At 43.3% G+C, this 18,138-nt stretch carries 12 protein-coding genes; 3 read left to right on the top strand and 9 right to left on the bottom strand.

Going from position 1 to position 18,138, the window contains the following annotated elements:
* Positions 1 to 3,171, top strand: a complete 3,171-nt coding sequence (locus tag ABWT76_RS26970; RefSeq protein ID WP_190878681.1) for an FAD-binding and (Fe-S)-binding domain-containing protein — start codon at positions 1 to 3, stop codon at positions 3,169 to 3,171.
* Between the two features lie 202 nt (positions 3,172 to 3,373).
* On the opposite strand, the gene ABWT76_RS26965 is transcribed toward ABWT76_RS26970, so the two are convergent.
* Together ABWT76_RS26965 and ABWT76_RS26955 are read right to left on the bottom strand one after the other, a co-directional pair.
* The gene (locus ABWT76_RS26965; protein ID WP_190878683.1) at positions 3,374 to 4,789 is read right to left on the bottom strand and encodes a methyl-accepting chemotaxis protein; all 1,416 of its coding nucleotides are present in this window, start codon (positions 4,787 to 4,789) and stop codon (positions 3,374 to 3,376) included.
* Positions 4,790 to 6,453: 1,664 nt separating this feature from the next.
* Positions 6,454 to 7,347: an SPFH domain-containing protein gene (locus ABWT76_RS26955; RefSeq protein ID WP_054469815.1), complete on the bottom strand. Its 894-nt coding sequence runs from the start codon at positions 7,345 to 7,347 to the stop codon at positions 6,454 to 6,456.
* 645 nt (positions 7,348 to 7,992) lie between these two features.
* On the opposite strand from ABWT76_RS26955, the gene ABWT76_RS26950 reads away from it, so the two are divergent.
* Positions 7,993 to 8,799 (top strand): peptidylprolyl isomerase, encoded by an 807-nt coding sequence (locus ABWT76_RS26950; protein ID WP_054469816.1) that lies wholly within the window; start codon positions 7,993 to 7,995, stop codon positions 8,797 to 8,799.
* 877 nt (positions 8,800 to 9,676) lie between these two features.
* On the opposite strand, the gene ABWT76_RS26945 is transcribed toward ABWT76_RS26950, so the two are convergent.
* The 4 genes from ABWT76_RS26945 to ABWT76_RS26930 all read right to left on the bottom strand — a co-directional run bounded on the left by ABWT76_RS26945 (position 9,677) and on the right by ABWT76_RS26930 (position 14,408).
* Positions 9,677 to 10,429, bottom strand: coding sequence for a DUF4335 domain-containing protein (locus tag ABWT76_RS26945; protein ID WP_082348992.1), 753 nt, complete (start codon positions 10,427 to 10,429; stop codon positions 9,677 to 9,679).
* On the bottom strand, positions 10,375 to 10,839 hold the full coding sequence (locus ABWT76_RS26940; protein ID WP_190878687.1) for a 6-phosphofructokinase: 465 nt from the start codon (positions 10,837 to 10,839) through the stop codon (positions 10,375 to 10,377). Before ABWT76_RS26940 ends, ABWT76_RS26945 begins: the two co-directional genes overlap by 55 nt.
* A 35-nt stretch (positions 10,840 to 10,874) precedes the next feature.
* Positions 10,875 to 13,298, bottom strand: a complete 2,424-nt coding sequence (locus tag ABWT76_RS26935) for an endonuclease MutS2 (RefSeq protein WP_190878747.1) — start codon at positions 13,296 to 13,298, stop codon at positions 10,875 to 10,877.
* A gap of 264 nt (positions 13,299 to 13,562) precedes the next feature.
* The gene (locus ABWT76_RS26930) at positions 13,563 to 14,408 is read right to left on the bottom strand and encodes a 7-carboxy-7-deazaguanine synthase QueE (protein WP_054469007.1); all 846 of its coding nucleotides are present in this window, start codon (positions 14,406 to 14,408) and stop codon (positions 13,563 to 13,565) included.
* Positions 14,409 to 14,487: 79 nt separating this feature from the next.
* Here ABWT76_RS26930 and ABWT76_RS26925 point away from each other — a divergent pair, with 79 nt between their 5' ends.
* Positions 14,488 to 15,513 (top strand): ABC transporter permease, encoded by a 1,026-nt coding sequence (locus ABWT76_RS26925; RefSeq protein ID WP_054469006.1) that lies wholly within the window; start codon positions 14,488 to 14,490, stop codon positions 15,511 to 15,513.
* A 158-nt stretch (positions 15,514 to 15,671) separates the two neighbouring features.
* Here the strand turns inward: ABWT76_RS26925 and amt are convergent, their stop codons facing one another.
* From amt to ABWT76_RS26910, 3 genes are all read right to left on the bottom strand, one after another.
* The gene (gene amt, locus ABWT76_RS26920) at positions 15,672 to 17,324 is read right to left on the bottom strand and encodes an ammonium transporter (RefSeq protein ID WP_231636895.1); all 1,653 of its coding nucleotides are present in this window, start codon (positions 17,322 to 17,324) and stop codon (positions 15,672 to 15,674) included.
* A gap of 300 nt (positions 17,325 to 17,624) precedes the next feature.
* Positions 17,625 to 17,861: a WD40 repeat domain-containing protein gene (locus tag ABWT76_RS26915; protein ID WP_082348991.1), complete on the bottom strand. Its 237-nt coding sequence runs from the start codon at positions 17,859 to 17,861 to the stop codon at positions 17,625 to 17,627.
* A 222-nt stretch (positions 17,862 to 18,083) separates the two neighbouring features.
* Positions 18,084 to 18,134 (bottom strand): hypothetical protein, encoded by a 51-nt coding sequence (locus ABWT76_RS26910; RefSeq protein ID WP_354636444.1) that lies wholly within the window; start codon positions 18,132 to 18,134, stop codon positions 18,084 to 18,086.
* Between the last annotated feature and the right edge of the window lie 4 nt (positions 18,135 to 18,138).

Below are 18,138 nucleotides of genomic sequence, written 5' to 3'. Positions count from 1 at the left end.
ATGATTCCCAGATTAAATCTAACTCAAACCTTAAATCAAACTTTAAAACCTGACTATGCGGAATTTTTAGCCGCCCTAAAAAAAACCTCTTTTTCTGGGGAAATTCACGGCGAATTAGCCAGTCGGTTAAGTGCTTCAACGGATAATAGTATCTATCAAATTTTACCTCAAGCGGTCGTTTTTCCTAAAACTACTGCTGATTTAGTTACCCTATTTCAATTAGCCAATCAACCCGCTTATCGTCAGATAACCTTTTCTCCCAGAGGTGGGGGGACGGGGACAAATGGTCAATCCCTTTCTCCGGGAATTATGATTGATTGTTCTAAGTATATGAACCAGATTTTAGAGGTGAATGTAGCAGCGGGTTGGGTGCGGGTACAACCGGGCGTTGTCTTAGACCAACTGAATGCAGCTTTAAAACCATTTGGCGTATTTTTTGCCCCGAATTTAGCCCCTAGTAATCGGGCTACTATTGGCGGCATGATTAATACTGATGCTTGTGGGAAAGGGTCGCGGATTTATGGTCGCACGAGTAATCATATTTTAGCATTAGAGTGGGTTTTGCCTGATGGAACTGTGGGCAACAGCTACTCTATTAATTTACCTAATTTATCCCAGGTTAAGCAACAGTCAAAACGGCTGGGTGAAATTTATCGCCAAGTAGATGATATTGTGACTGCTAAACAAGAGTTAATTGCCGATATTTTTCCGAAAATAACTCGGTTTATGACTGGGTATAATTTAGCTAAGGTTTATGATAAAGAACAAAATACTTTTAATTTAAACTGGCTATTAGCCGGGTCAGAAGGTACTTTAGGGGTAATTACGGAAGCGAAGTTAAGATTAACCCCGATTCCCAAAGCCCAAAGGTTATTAGTGATTCACTATCGCTGTTTTGATGATGCGTTATCCGCTGCCGAAAATTTATTAAAGGCAGAACCCGCAGCGATTGAAACGATTGATGAAACGATTCTACAATTGGCTAAAAATGATGAAATTTATGATGAGGTTAAAGATTTTATTGGGGATGCCAAAGCAATTAATTTAGTTGAGTTTGTGGGGGAAAATGAATCGGCAGTTAACGACAAGATAGAGGCAATTTGTGCAGCGATCGCAGCCGATAAAAATAAATCGCCTCACCATACCGAGGGCGAAGCATTCGCGGATAAATCTCCGCTAGAAACCGATGCCTATCTGCGCGAATGCTTCGCCCCTACAAAACCTGCTATTGGTTATTATTTGGCAAAAAATGCCCAGGAATCGACAAAACTTTGGGAATTGCGGAAAAAAGGGGTGGGTTTATTGGGGAATAAACCGGGAAAACGTCAACCCATTGCTTTGATTGAAGATACTGCCGTACCACCAGAAAATTTAGCCAATTATATCGGGGAATTTAAAAGTTTACTGAGTAAATATGATCTAGAATATGCTATGTATGGCCATGTTGATGTGGGCTGTCTTCATGTGCGTCCTGCCTTGGATATGAAAGCGCCAGAAGATGCAGCTTTAATCCGAGAATTGTCGGATCGAGTGGTGGCTTTGGTGCGGAAATATGGCGGGGTGATGTGGGGTGAACATGGTAAGGGTTTTAGAAGTGAATATACTCCCCTATTCTTTGGAGAAGAACTTTATCAAGATTTACGGAAAATTAAGGCAGCTTTTGATCCATATAATCAATTAAATCCGGGTAAAATTGTGACGCCTTTTGGCAGTGATGCGGCAGTTGTCCCCCTAGAATCGCCGCTACGGGGCGAATTTGATCGCCAAGTTTCCCCGGAGTTGCAGTTAGAATATGAGGCGGCATTTAAGTGTAATGGCAATGGGGCTTGTTTTAATTATCATCCGGATCAAGTGATGTGTCCTTCCTCCAAGGAAACACGCGATCGCATTCATTCTCCCAAAGGTCGCGCTAGTTTACTCCGGGAATGGTTACGGCAATTAGAAATCGGAAAAAAGGGAACGGGTTTCGGTTATCAGGGAACGGGGAATATTGCCTCTTACCCTACCCAGACCTGTTCCCTGTTCCCATCTGCAAATTTCCCACTTAAAGTCTGGAATACCCTGCAAAAATCTCTGGAATTTTATGACTTTTCCCATGAAGTTTATGCCGGGATGCACGGTTGTTTATCCTGCAAAGCTTGCGCGACTCAATGCCCAATTCATGTGGATATTCCAGAGATGAAAGCCAAGTTTTTATCTCTCTATTATACTCGATATTTACGACCGTTGAGAGATTACTTCATTGGTTATATTGAAACCTTGGCACAATGGCAATCTTTTGCCCCAGGATTGGTGAATTTATTAAGCCAAAATCCTGTTAGTCTCTGGTTAATTCGCCATAGTCTAAAGATGGTCGATCCCCCGGTAGTTAGTCCGGTGACAGTTCAGCAAGGTTTGGCAGCAAGAAAAGCCCCAGAGTTTGACCTAGAGAAATTAGCCAACCTGAGTGAAAGTGAAAAATTAAATAGTGTTATCTTAATTCAAGATGCGTTTACCAGTTTCTATGAATCTGATTTGGTGCTGGATACTTACGACTTTTTGACTAAACTGGGATATACGGTTTATGTGTCGCCATTTTTTCCCAGTGGTAAACCTCTCCATGTGAAAGGATTTTTAACTGAATTTGGCGCGATCGCCCATAAAAATGCCCAATATTTCCAGCAAATCGCTGGTTTAAATATCCCCATAATTGGCATTGAACCCAGCATCGTCCTCACCTATCGAGACGAATATCAGAAAGTTATCCCAACCGACAATAACCTCCCTGTCCAGTTATTACAAGAATTCTTAGTCAGCCAATTATATCGATTACCGAAAGTTAAGCATTATAATAACCATTTTCAGTCTTATCAATTATTCGGACATTGCACCGAAAAAACCGCTGTCTTAGCTTCCCAACGACAATGGCAACAAATTTTTTATGCCATTGGGTTACAATTAAATCTGGTAGAAACTGGATGCTGTGGCATGGCGGGAATTTACGGACATGAAGCGGAACATTATGGGGAATCTCAAGGCATTTATCAGATGAGTTGGGGTCGGCAATTGCCAGAAAATGTAGAGAAACAAGCCTATATTTTAGCTACCGGATATTCTTGTCGATCGCAAGTAAAGCGGTTTGACGGTTGGCAGCCATTGCATCCGGTACAAGCATTGTTAAAGTTAATCTAAATTACCCATAATAAACCGGGTTTCTGGTTGGGATTCCTAAGTTAACTGCGATCGCCAGAAAAAAACCCGGTTTCTGGGTTCTCTACCCAAAAGATGAGTGAAACCCGATTGATGAACCGCAGGATTTAGAACAATTGAAACAAGAATTACTTGAATTGTTAGGTAATAAACTCCAGGGAAAATGGCTAAAACTAGCACGAATCTAAACCAAGGCTTTCAAATGTTGCGCCGTTTTATCCAGTTGTTCAATTCCGATTTTCGTTTGACTAATTCTGCTAGAAGTTTGTTGAACTCCTGTATTAATCGTATTCATGGCAATCATAATTTGATTGATGGCACTGGCTTGCTCCTGAACATTTGAAGCAATCTCTTGCACATTTCCAGAAATATCATTAATCGCCGTGACCATATTTTCTACCGCCTGGGTGCCTTTTTCTGTGATAGTCACCGTAGAATTAGCCGATTTTTGCAGATTCTCAATTAACTGATTAATTCGTTCAGAAGCCTTGCGACTTTGATCGGCAAGTTTACGAATTTCTGTGGCTAAAACGGCAAATCCTCTTCCTTGATCTCCAGAACGAACCGCTTCCACTGCGGCATTGAGTGCCAGCATATTCGTTTGACTGGCTAATTCCGTCACTACATTAGTAATGCGATAAATTTGATTGAGTTCTTCACTCAAAGACTGCACTTTGTCCGCAATTTCTTCTGAAGCTTTTTGTAAACAAACGGTTCCGTTGCCATGTTCCGAATGTTCCCGATCGCCGCTGGCCAAGTGTAATATCTGACGCGCACCCACGGCGGCAGATTCGGCTTGCAAAGCGGATTTTTCTGCGGATCGCCGCAACTGTTCAATACTAATTGTTGTTTCATTAACGGACGAAGCTTGTTCACTAGCAGTCCGGTCTTGTTCCGTGAAAGTTTCGGCAATTTGCGAACAAGAAGAAGCGATCGCGATCGCTTCTTGATTCAAGCGTTGGATCAAAACAGAAATAATCAAAAAACCTGTGGCGATCCCCACGATTACCGAGGCGGCAGTCACTTGCAAAATCAATGGATCTATCCGACTTAATGCGGTATCTTGTTCTTGTTTGATATCGGCGTATTTAATTTCTCCGGTTTCGCGAAACTGATCCATCAAGGTTGCCAGTTCATTCTGAATCTCTCCATAGTATTCTTGATGCCATTTGTGGCGAGATTCGGCTAACTTTCCTTGATTCATCAAAGGAATTAATTCTGTTTCTACAAATACGATCTCTGCATCTACCTGGCTCTTATATTGAGTAAATATTTTTTGTTGTTCCGAATTTTGAATCTTAGCTTGGTAGGCTGCGGCTAAATTGTGATACAGTTCAATATTTTGTTTTAATTCCTGTAAAATTTTCGCATTCGGATCCAGCATATAACAACGAATCACCACTCGCAAGTGTTCTACCGTAAAAGCAACTTCATCCCCTTGTTTTTCAATGACATTGTAGGCATCGAGTTCACTCACTGCACGAGATGCCCTTTGAACGCTTCCTTTAATCAAATAAGTCGATAGTAGCAATAAAAGAATGGGAACTGAGTAGCCGATGACAATTAGCCACCGGAACCGAACCTGAGTCAAATTCAACATAACATTTCCTCTGAAATTGCCTAAAAAATATTTTTCTAGAGTAAATAACCTTGAACCTGTCAAAAACTCATCGATTCATTTAAGCGGATCTGTTTGAGCCAACGTTAAAATTTGTGAAGAAGCTTAAACGTTAACAAACCCTGAATTATGATCTTGTATTATACTATTTTTCCAAAAAAAAAGTTTTAAAGTTTTGTAAAAAAAACAATGGTTTGACTGAAGTAAGTACACCCAATAATTGGATTTAAAAAATTTGCTGGATCATTCATTGGATCCAGGGTAAAAAGTCAAGAAAAACCCCGATTCCATTGCCTTGTTGGGATCGGGGTGTTTTCCTATCTGTGTTCTCATCCTGGTCAACCCAGGGGCGATCGTTTTACTCAATAACCGGAGAAAAATTCGAGGAATTCAGAGGCGGTGTGTTTCGTTCTTGGGGGGTTTTTTCCTCGACGGATGGATAAATTTTTGCAGAAATTTATGCAGGGGAAAACTTTTGTCTTTTTCGCTGTCTACTGGTGAGTGGTTCATTTTGCCTCTCCTGTAATTTTGTCCTACTTATATCATGGCAGATATTTTAGTAAACTGGGTGATTAAACTCACACATTCTCAGAAATTTAATGATAATTTTACAAAAATAGGGAAAAAAAGGGAAAAAGGGGGAAAAAGGGAAAAAGGGGGAAAAAGGGAAAAAAGGGGACAAGGGCGATCGCCTCTCTTCTCCCCGCCGATATGCCCGCCGAAGTATGGGCGATCTTTGAATTGTCCCTAGAATTGGGAATCGGAAATCATAAGTTAAAAAAAATGTCAAGTAATTTTACTAAAATTTACTAAAAATTCATAATTCAGCGAGAAATACCGCCAATAATGAAAATTTCATAAAGAATGATGACTCTAACTCGATTTTTTCGATACACTAAACAGCAATTGACATAAAAGTGCATTTACAAACATAGCCTTGGCTCGTTGGATATTAATCAGAGCAAATCTCTTTTTTTAAGAATTACGGTAGAAACAAGAAATGCGACTTGGGCTAACCAGAAAACTGGCAAGCAAACTGGCAAGCACACTGGCAAGCACACTGGCAAGCACACTGGCAATAAAACTAGCAACTGTGGTGACAACCACTTCAAGTATATTGACTCTGTTCTCGGCAAATCCTGCCATAGCGAGTTATATAAACTTTGAGAACAGCCACCGATAAACCACATTATCTTTAGCGATCGCCCCCAATCAACCAGTCTCTTGGGAGCATAGCGGCTAATTTCTTTTTGGAACTCGGCTCTTGCTTGTTCATTTCTTTCCCCGTACCTATAGGTTTTTTTACGAGTGAATTTAATTTTCTTGACTGCTTTTCTCATCAAGACCTGACTGGTGCCGGCCATTTTTCAGCCATTTCTTTTTGTGTCAAATGTCCATGCTCGACCGCCAAACTCTCAAAAATTTCGAGATCATTGATTTTCGATTGAGACCCCCCGATACTGGGTATTAGCCGCCACCCTGCCCGTTTCTTTTCGACGCTTTAACCAGAGGTCAAGAGTATTGCGGCTAATATTTAAGGTTCGACAGATGTGGATTTTGCGTTCGCCATGATCGTAAGCATCGACGGCTTTTTTGCGTAAATGTTCTATAGGCTGCTGGCATGATATTGGTCAAGTACAAAACCCTCAAGCTTCTGGGGAATGACCGGCATTTACTACAGGTTGAATATTATTTTCAGAAGTCAAAACCACTAGCAAATTATTGATCATTTTGGCTTTGCGGTCATCATCTAAGGCAATAATCTGGCGATCGCGCAACTGGTTCATCGCCATTTCCACCATACTCACCGCCCCCTCGACAATTTGCTGACGGGCGGCAATAATCGCTTGGGCTTGCTGACGGCGCAACATCACCTGAGCAATTTCCGGGGCGTAAGCCAAATGAGACAGCCGAGTTTCGATCGTTTCCACCCCAGCCACTCCTAAGCGGTCTTGCACCTCTTGTTTGAGGGCGGCTGCGACTTCATCAGGACTACCTCTGAGTGAAGCTTCTTGATCGTTGCCGCTATCGTAAGGATAACGAATTGCCAGAGAACGAATGGCCGTTTCACTTTGAATCGCCACAAATTCTTCATAATATTCAACGTCAAAGAGGGCTTTGGCGGAATCCACCACCCGCCAAACGACCACCGCCGCAATTTCAATCGGGTTGCCCTGGGCATCATTTACCTTGAGGCGATCGCTATTAAAATTACGCACGCGCAAAGAAATCAATTCTTTTGAAGCCAATGGGTTCACCCACCAAAAGCCCGGATCGCGCACTGTACCACTATAGTTACCCAAAAAAATCAGCACCCGCCCTTGATTGGGTTCTAGGGTAGTCAAACCCAGTAACGTCATAGTAGCCACCATCAATAACACCACTCCGAGTAAAGCAGGCGGCGCCACTTCGCCTCGATTTAATTGATTGATTAACTGGGTGATATCCCCGGTTAGCCATAGTCCCACCCAGGCTGCGGCGATCGCCGCCCCCAAAGCGATAAATCCATTGATTTTAAAAGCCGGAATTTCTTGCATCATTTTTGATTATTTGATCATCCATACCAATATGACTATGTTATAGCGCCCTTTTGAATCCGCCAACGTGGGCTAGGGATGAGAACCAAAAATCCCTGACCCGAAATCTCTTAGCCCTAGAGAAATCCTCACAAACAAGATTTATCCCCATAGCCCCGGTGAGGAGAAGCCATCAAATAATTTTGCCAAATTGGCAGCATTATTTATCAAAAAGAGAGATAATATGTAACATAAGGGAACAAACTAGGTGACAATCAAGGTGACAATTTTGGCTCGCTAACCAAATTCCTGCTTATAAGAGCGATTGCCTCCGGCACGCTAAAGCGAACGAACAAGGCTAAGGGAAAGGATCTCACGGATCTCAATCATCTCTCAATGAAAATCTTGAATTGACCAGTCAATCTGCATGAATACGCCGATCGGCCATGAGTGAGATCAGATTTAATTGCTTAGGTAAACTCGAAAAACCCCGATCAACACTATCAATCACAGAATTGGGATATTTTTACTCAAAATTTTTAAATAATTTGTCTGAAATTTTAATCGATTGAATTATAGGGCTTACAGTTAAATTTTACTAAATTTATCACCGGGGTTTACGTTCAATTCATAAAACGCTACAGATTATCTTAGAAATGAGGGGCTATCATGGTTAATTTACAAATTACAGCGGGAATTACTGCCAAAGAAATTATTAACTTTCTGAAACAAGAACAAACCCTACCAGAAGTTATTGTCAAGATATTATCGGGTAAAATTGTTAAAGAATTTGCGGAACAAATCAACCCGATCATCACCTTAGAGGAAATTCAAGATGAATGTCATCAGTTTAGAACCCAGCATCATCTAGAAACCAGTTCCGACTTAATTGCTTGGTTAGTCGGTCGCGGATTATTGTATGAAGAATGGGAACAGATAATTAGCGATCGCTTATTAGCCAAAAAACTTGCTAAACATTTGTTTGCATCCCAAGTTGAAGCATATTTCATGGAACATAAAAGTGAATTTCAAGAAATATTGCTGTATCAAATTATTGTACCATTTGAAAGAATTGCCACGGATTTATTTTATCAAATTGAAGAGCAAGAATTAAGTTTTTTTGAAGCCGCCCATCTTTATGACATCGACCAGCGCCGCCGACTAAGTTGTGGTTATAGTGGCTGGGTTTCTATGGCTGAATTAGATCCAGAACTCGTTGAGGCGATTCTGAATGGAAATGTCGGGGAAATTATTCCGCCGGTGAAAACTGCCGCTGGGTATCATTTGATGTTAGTGGAAGAAGTGACTCAACTTGATTTAACCCCAGAAATTCAGGAAAAAATATTAGATAAATTATTTGAAAATTGGCTACACTTGGAAGTGCAATATCGATTACAGAAATGTCAAAGTCAGGACATGACATATCAATCGATTACAACTTATTTATCACGAAAATCACCCGAAAATCCTAGGTAATTCTTAAGCATTCAGCCGTCATAGGTCAGGGGTTAGTTGATAGTTGTTGATTGATAGTTGTTAGTTATTAATTTTTAGTTGGTAGTTGTTGGTTATTAGTTATTAGTTGCTGGTGATTAATTGTTGTTTGATAACTAACAAATAATAGCTACTAGCTGATAAGTGATAGCTGATGACTGATTAGGTGGGAACGCATCCAATAAAAAAACGCCCAAACAAGGAGCGTCTGCAATCAGGGTGAATCTACTGAAGTTAATCTAGCACATCAATGAGGGGTATGACCCCTCATTTAATCGGATTTGAAAAAAATTTTTTGCCTTGATGGGCGGGGTTCTTCCCTGGATCCCCCTTTGGTTGGCTTGCCGGGAAAATGGCCAAAAAAAACGCCCAAACTAAGGGCGTCTGCAATCAGGGTGAATCTACTGAATTTAATCTAGCACATCAATGAGGGGTATTACCCCCTAGTTTATAAATTTTTTGTCAAAATTTTTTGTCAAAATTTTTTAGCTTTGATGGGGAGGCGATCGCACAGGATCCTACTGGATCTTCCTTTGGGTTGGTTGCCGGAAAAATGGCCAAAAAAAACGCCCAAACAAGGGGCGTCTGCAATCAGGGTACACTACTAAATTTAACTTAGCATATAAATGAGGGGTCATACCCCTCATTTGAGAAAAATTTTTCCAGAAAATTTATTTTTTAGCCAAGGGGCAATAAAAAAAGTGATGAGCCGTTGGGCTACCACTCTACTTGAATCTATATATAGTGTGGTAAAAGTTTTAAGCACTATAAATATGGTGGGCAAATGCCCACCAGAGAATTTATCAAGATTCGATCGCAATTTGAACGCAAAACGAGTGGAACTCTGGGTAAGTTCGGTTTATTTAGATTGACTATGGCGGATCCCTGGCAATGTTGGCTGAGTCAGGGGTGGGGGTGAAGCTTGCCGATCGCTTTTAGTAGTAGTCCCTGCGGTCAGTCCCAGTATCACAAAGGCGATCGCCCCCAGGATCCATTTCAGCAAATGTCCAGAGACGGGTTTTAATGGCGGTTGGGGTGGAGCGATCGCCATTAAATCCACCATACATTCTTCTAAAGCGGCGACTAAATCTAATAATTGTAGGTTGCCTAATTGAATATTATGATTAGATGCTTCCGTGGCTAAAACACCCAAATCTAATTGATGAATAAATCCCCCTTGGGGTTTAATCTGAATCGATGCATTCTGATTCAAAGTTAAAATACTAGAAACTTCTTGATTCTCTAAGGGAGGTTGCAGAACCATACTCCCAGAATGAAAACGGGATTCTAAGGAATCTTCTAACAGAAATTGCGTCGCCATATTGCTTGGGGTGCTATTCCCGCAAGGAATCCGCTCTCGCGAATCGCCATGAAAAAACGCTTCACTGTACTGCTTGACTGCTTGATATAACTCTTCGAGGGTTAATCCATCGCCCCGAATAATTAATTGTTTTTCACTGGCAGATTGTGGGCGATCAAATATTAGCTGAAATCGGATATATTTCCTGAAAAATTCACCAGTCAAAAATGACCAGGGTGAGCGTTTCAGACTAATTTCTAAAGTGCAAGTGGGAGAACTGTACCTTCGAGAAACTGAGTTAGACCAGGGCATATAAAGAGAATTAAGAAAGATAATTTTTTGGAGAAAGGATAAATAGTTATTTGTTGGTTGTTGATTGTTGATTGTTGTTTGTTGTTTGTTGGTTGTTGCCTGTTGCCTTTTGGTTGTTGGTTGTTGTTTGCCTTTTGCCTTTTGCCTGTTGCCTGTTGCCTTTTGGTTGTTGTTTGCCTTTTGCCTGTTGCCTGTTGCCTTTTGGTTGTTGTTTGCCTGTTGCCTTTTGCCTTTTGCCTTTTGCCTTTTGCCTGTTGCCTTTTGGTTGTTGTTTGCCTTTTGCCTGTTGCCTGTTGCCTGTTGCCTTTTGCCTGTTGCCTTTTGCCTTTTGCCTTTTGCCTTTTGCCTGTTGCCTGTTGCCTGTTGCCTTTTGCCTGTTGCCTGTTGTTAGTTGTTTGACTAATAACCACCAACCAAAGAATCCCTACCCAACAACTAATAACTATTATTTTAAATAGGCAATTGTGACACCAGATCCACCATCTTTATCTTTGGCTAATTCATAATTTTTAATTTGCGGAGATTGGTCTAAAATTTGATGAACTCCTTCCCGTAATTTACCTGTACCTTTGCCGTGAATAATCCACAAAGCGCCACCCACCGGGACTTGGGCAGCGATCGCCTGTGTTAATTCCATCTCCGCGTCTGCCACTCGGCGCCCGCGCAAATCAACGGTATTCCGCGAAGTTCTAATTGTCGGTACAGAAGACGATCCAGAAGCCGTAGCTGCCGGAACCGTGACTTTTGCCGCCTTTAAAATTTTTGGTTCAACATTTTTAACTGGGGGCGGTTCTACTTTTTCCCCATTGAGGGATTCAATATCCGTGAGTGCCACAGTCATTTTCATAATGCCAAATCGGACAATTAACTCCTGATCTGCTAAGGACACCTCCAGAACTTCAGCAGTTTGGCCTAATTTCGGGATTCTAATGCGATCGCCCACCTTGGGCTGATATCCGGGTTTGGGTTTAGCCTTCACCTGCCGGGACGGGAGATATTGCTCAGAAATTTCATTTAATGCCTTAGTTGCTTCTTGAGCATCTTGACCCGTTTGATTCCCTTCTTGCAAACGGCGAATCACTTGGGCAATTTCCGCCTTCGCTTGGGCCAACTCATTTAATAAGGTTTGTTCTTGTTGCTGACGCAGCAGTTGTTCTCGTTCTTCCAAAGACCGGGCAGCCTGAGACACTTCTTGATTCAACTTTTCCGCCTGGGCTAATAATACCGCTGCTTCTTTCGCTTTGATTTCTTGTTGCCGTCGTTGAGACTCCAACCCGGCAATCACCTGATTAATTTCCGCACCGCCACTCGGCGCCACGTGAGTTTTCGCCACTTCAATAATTTCTGAACTTAAGCCCAAGCGACTGGCAATGGTCAGGGCATTCGATCGCCCCGGAATGCCCCAAAGCAGACGATAAGTGGGGGAAAGACTCACATCATCAAATTCTACCGCCGCATTTTCAAACCGTTCATCCTGATATTTCAAGGCTTTGAGTTCGCCATAGTGCGTGGTTGCCACGGTCAGTCCCGCATAGTCTGCCAGGTGTTGCAACAAGGCGATCGCCAATGCACTGCCTTCGGACGGGTCAGTCCCGGCGCCCACTTCATCCAACAACACCAAACTTTCCTGACTCATAGCCGCCAAAATCCGAGTAATCCGGCGGATATGTCCAGAAAAAGTAGATAAACTCTGTTCTAGGGACTGTTCATCCCCAATATCTGCCAGCACTTCGTCAAACCAGGGCAATTCCACAGGTTCTCTAGCGGGGATAAAGAGGCCAATTTTAGCCATCAGTGCCGCCAGTCCCAGGGTTTTCAGGGTGACAGTTTTTCCCCCGGTATTCGGGCCGGTGATGGCGACAACCCGAATATGGGGCGAAATCATTAAATCAATCGGCACCACGGCGGGGCCTTGTTCGTGGTGATGTTGCCAAATGAGCAACGGATGGCGCAGTTGACGTAAGGTAATCAAGTCAGCGGCGCTGCGGTCAATAAATCTAGGGGGGTTTGCTTTCAGCCAGTAGCTATAGCGGGCGCGGGCTGTGGCTAAATCCAGGGTAGTGGCGATCGCCAATAACCGCTCTAAATCTTCATTCACCGCTGCCACTTTTTCCGTTAAAGCCCGCAGAATTGCTTCTTCCTCAGCTTTTTCTTGGCGCAATAGCACGCGCAGCCGATTATTCATCTCCACGATCGCATTCGGTTCGATGTAGAGAGTGGCGCCAGTGGTGGAACTATCGTGAACAATGCCGGGAATCGAATCTTTTTGGGGCGCTTTTACCGGAATCACAAAGCGATCGGACCGCTGGGTAATTAGCTGTTGCTGAATTGCCCCACTTTGGCGCTGCATAATCTGTTGCAACGTTTGGTAAATGCGATCGCGGACTTGCTTCAGTTGACCACGAATAGCGCCCAGTTGAGGACTAGCGCGATCGGCAACTTCTGCCCGTTCATCAATACAATGGTGAATCTCTTGTTCAAGTTCGGGATAAGTCCGTAAATCTTCCACCAACTCTTTCAAAACCGGGATACTCGGTTGGCTATCAATCACCCGGCGCAGGTTACGCATTCCCGCCAAAGTGGTGGCGATCGCCAACAATTCCACGCAGCTAAGGATCCCGTGCAACTGTGCCCTTTCCAGAGAATCACCAATATCGTGAATCCCCTCAAAAGACAAACTGGTGGTCAAGGCGGTTTCCAAATGGTAAACCTCCTTCGTTTGCGTCAACAGTTGCTCGGTTTCGGCCAAACTTGTAGGTATGTGAATTTGACGGGCTGCGATCGCGCCCAACTTAGTGGCGGCAAACGTGGCCAGATGTTCGCACAAGCGAGGCCATTCTAGGAGTTCTAAGGTTTCCGACTGAATCAACGGACTTACTGCTATTTCGCTACTTCGGGGACTGATCAACTTAATTTAACTCAAAAATCGATAGTAGTAATGACAATTCTGATTTTCTACAGAAATTTAATACTACATTATACTACATTTTCACCGCAGCAATCCATCATATCAATTTTCGATAACATTAGTGATTTGTTGTTGGTTGTTGGTTATTCGTTGTTCGTTATTCGTTATTCAGACCCACCAACAAACAACCAACAACCAACAACCAACAACCAACAAACAACAAATCTATAACTGATTCATCATCTTATGAGTTTGCGCCACCACCCGCACCTGCTTCAACTCGCGTTTCATCAACCCTTGCCACTCAAGCACCTGTTCTGGAGTCGGGGGCAGCATCGGTTTCTGTAACTTATCTTTCTGCAACTTATCTAAATTCTCACCCTGTTTTCCTGGCAAAATCTCCCAAGGTTTCAACGGAGTCACAGGTTGCAAAAAAACTGGAATCATTGGACTTTGCGCCGCCACCAAATCCCTAGCTTGAATCAACTCATCGGGATTCGTATCTTGAGAAATAATAATTTTCACAAAAACCTCCACGCCCCCATCCCCACAAACTTGCAAAAACTCCTCATGGGCAGCCCAGCAATTTTCCCCACTCACACTAGGCAACTTCACATCCATCCCCACCAAATCCAAATCCTTTAAAATCATCCTTAACTGTTGGGGACGATGCCCCCCAGTTTCCAAATAAATCGGTAAACCAGTCTTTTCCTTCACCACCGGCAAAAATTCCTGTAAAAACGGCGCGTGTAACAACGGTTCGCCGCCGGTCAAACTAATACTGTCATGTAAACCTGGTGGCAACATTTGCTGTTCCACCCACCCCAACAACTGAGACTGAGTAACCGGATTAGCATAAGTCACAAAATCTCGTTTTCCCGGAGTCTGTTCAATCCTACAAGTATCCGAAGGCTGCCAAGTATGGGCGCTATCACAGAAATGGCACCGTAAATCACAAATCGCAAATCTAATAAAAATCTGTCGAGTCCCCACATTCAGCCCTTCTCCCTGAATGGCGGAAAACAGTTCAATCAGTCTCGCAGTGGCTAAATTTTTAATAGTTTCTGTCATTTCCCAAATCTCTCTAGCAACAAAATCTTTTATCTTATAATTTTTCTGTCACTCTCTTAATCATCTTCAACCCTCACCCATGTCTCGATCTAAAGCCCTCCAGTCCTATATCATCATCCGTCTCATGCTGGCGCCGCTGATGTTATGGACAATTACCACCTTAGTGTTTTTATTGCTTCGTGCCACTCCCGGCGATCCAGTGGATGCTATTTTAGGGCCAAAAGCCCCAGAAGCGGTTAAAAATGCCTTGCGAGAACAGTTGGGACTCGGAGATCCCCTCTGGCAACAGTACCTTAACTATATGGGTGACTTGTTGACATTTGACCTAGGCACTTCCCTGACCACTCGCGGGCAGTCCGTTTGGCAAATTATTCAGCAATATTTTCCCGCTACGTTAGAAATTGCGGTGTTTAGCATGGTGGTTGCCTTGGTGGTGGGAATTGGTGTGGGAATGCTTTCTGCCTCTCGTCCCAATACGGGTTGGGATGCTGGGGGACGGTTGTTTGGGATTCTCACATACTCTTTGCCTGCGTTTTGGGTGGGAATGCTGATGCAGTTAATCTTTGGGGTGACATTGCGTTGGTTTCCTTTGGGGACTCGCTTTCCCATTGCCCAAACTCCACCCCAAGGGCCGACGGGACTTTATACGATTGATAGTTTATTAAGTTTTAATTTAGGTCAGTTTTTTACCACTTTACATTATCTGGCTTTGCCATCTTTAACTTTGGGTATTTTAATTAGTGGTATTTTTGAGCGGATTGTCCGAGTTAATCTCAAACAAACATTAAAAGCGGATTATGTGGAAGCAGCCCGCGCCAGAGGCATTCCTGAAAGGAAAATTTTAGTCAGTCATGCGTTGAAAAATGCCCTAATTCCCGTGATTACGGTGATGGGTTTAACCTTGGCGGCATTATTAGGCGGTGCCCTATTAACTGAGGTGACTTTTTCTTGGCCTGGTTTGGGGAATAAATTATATGAGGCGATTTCTTTACGAGATTATCCCACGGTTCAGGGAATTGTGGTATTTTTTGCCGCAATTGTGGCGATCGCCAGTATCGTGATTGATATTATCAATGCCTATATTGACCCCCGAATTAGATATTAATTTAGGACTTAAACATCAACATTAAATGTAGGGGCAATTGATTAATTGCCCCTAATATATGCTACAGGTTATCTGTAAGTCCTATTACCAAAAAAACCGTTTCTCAGGTATCTGTCAGGTGGCAGACCAACCGGAAGCCAGCATTATTGGGAATTTCTCTAGGTCTTATCGACACTCAAGCCAGAAGCAAAGTCCTTACCATAACCTTCTTCGCCGTGCTCGTTGATATCCATCCCTTGGTCTTCGATCGCAGATTTCACCCGCAATTCCATAAAAATGCTCAGAATTTTGAGAATAACAAAAGTACCAACAGCGGCAAAAATATAGGTGGCCACAACACCCAAAATTTGAATCAACAACAAACTAGGATTGCCAAATAGCAAGCCATTATTGCCAAATTCGTTAACACTTTTTGTGGCAAAAATCCCGGTTAAAATTGCTCCGATTGTCCCGCCCACACCGTGAACTGGATAGGTATCCAAAGAGTCATCAAACTGCAATTTAGCTCGGAAACTGACCGCATAGAAACAGCAAACCGAAGTAATAGAACCAATCAGCAGCGCACCGATGGGATGAACGTAACCGGCGGCTGGAGTAATACCCACCAATCCTGCCAGGAAGCCACTAGCAATCCCCACAGCGGTTGGTTTGTTGCGAAGTATCCATTCTAAAATTACCCAGGTCAGACCCCCAGCGGCGGCGGAAATGATCGTGGTGACACAAGCAACGGCGGCCAGAGAACCGGAAGCCAAAGCGCTGCCGCCATTGAAACCCAACCAACCAAACCAGAGCAAACCAATCCCCAATAAAACATAAGGCACGTTATGGGGGGCGTGGGGTTTGATCATAAAGTCTTTGCGTGGGCCGATCATCCAAGCGGCGACTACGGCGGAAATCCCAGAACTAATGTGAACCACTGTTCCGCCAGCAAAATCCAGGGCACCGATCGCACCTAGCCAGCCTCTTCCCCAAACCCAGTGGGCCAAGGGAGCGTAAATAAACGTAGACCAGAGAATAATGAACCAGAAATAGGCTTTAAAACTCATGCGTTCCACGATCGCCCCGGAAATCAAAGCCGGGGTGATGATGGCAAACATCATCTGGTAAACCATAAAAACTTGGTGGGGAACCGTGGGGGCGTAGCCAACGGGATCGGGCGTTGCAGCGGTGACATTGTTTAAACCGATCCAGTCCAACCCACCAATAAACGCTTCCAGACCTTTACCAAATTCCGGTGCTTGCACCGACACATCAAAAGCGAGGCTGTAGCCCCAGAGAACCCAAGTCACTCCAACTAATGCCATCAGGATCATGCTCATCATCATAGTGTTGAGCACGTTGCGCGATCGCACCAAACCGCCGTAAAAAAATGCTAATCCTGGTGTCATCAGCAGCACCAACCCCGTAGAAACCAGCATCCAGGCGGTATCACCGCTGTTGATTTCCGGCTCTGGGGCTGCCGTCGTACTGCTGTCCACGTTAGTTTCTAATGCCGGTGCCGCTTGGGGTGCCATTATAGGAGCCGGTGCGGGGGTCGAGGTTGGTGCTGGAGTCCCATCACTTGCTGGTTGTTCCACCGGCATCTCATCGGCTGGTTGTTCCACCGGCATCTCATCGGCTGGCTGTTCCACCGGCATCTCATCAGTTGGCTGTTCCACCGGCATCTCATCAGTTGGTTGTTCTGCGGGACTGACGACTTCCGGCATTGCGGAATCCGGCATTGGTTCATCTTGGGACAAGCCATTTCCGATCAGGGGGATAACTATTGCCCACAGGGCGATCATCCCAACCATGAGGACTTTTTTAATCACTTTTTTACCCTTTTGTATAGAATTTTCTCCATAGATGACTTTGCATTGCAGCAATTTTATCTCTGGTATTCCGTATTTTTTGATACAGAATTGCTATTTTTTTGTTTATAAAATTATTAAATTTTTTGTCGCCCCAATTTTAATTTTATCCCTGGTATTCCGTATTTTTTGCTACAGATTTTTGCTTTTTTGGCTTAGATAATGTCACTTTTATGCCTATTATGGCTGTCATTATAGCGGAAGAAGACATGGCAACCGAGGGACAGATGCTTTCACCGTGTCCCTGACTTAAACTTGGTTTTAATCTAACTGAAATACTTGAATCGTTTTATCCTCACCGGCACTCGCTAATATTTTACTATCAGGACTAAATGCCACGGCAAAAACATAATTATTGTCGGGAATAGTCGCAATATTTTTACCCGTTAAATCCCATAATTTTACGGCTTTATCCACACTGGCAGTGGCGAATATTTCCCCATCAGGACTAAAGGCTAAACCTCGAACTCCGTCATTATGATCGGTAAAACTTTGGATTAATTTCCCAGTTTTTCCTTGCCTTTAATTCTACCATCTAAAATAATCCCTACCCACTGGCTAAGATAAAATCTGATGCTATTTTTTTTTCAGATTTCTTTTGCCACATAAGGGGCGGACTAAAAGCGACACATTCTACCGGGGCAGAATGGTCGGTCATGGTTGTAATTAATTCACCAGTTTGGATATGCCAAAGTTTGATCGTTTTATCCCAAAGAATCCCTACCCACTGGCTAATATTTCTCCATATGGACTAATGGCAATGGATAAAATCGGT

This window comes from Planktothricoides raciborskii GIHE-MW2 (assembly GCF_040564635.1).
Taxonomy (GTDB): Bacteria; Cyanobacteriota; Cyanobacteriia; order Cyanobacteriales; family Laspinemataceae; genus Planktothricoides; species Planktothricoides raciborskii.
This window is presented reverse-complemented; position numbering and strand designations above follow the sequence as displayed.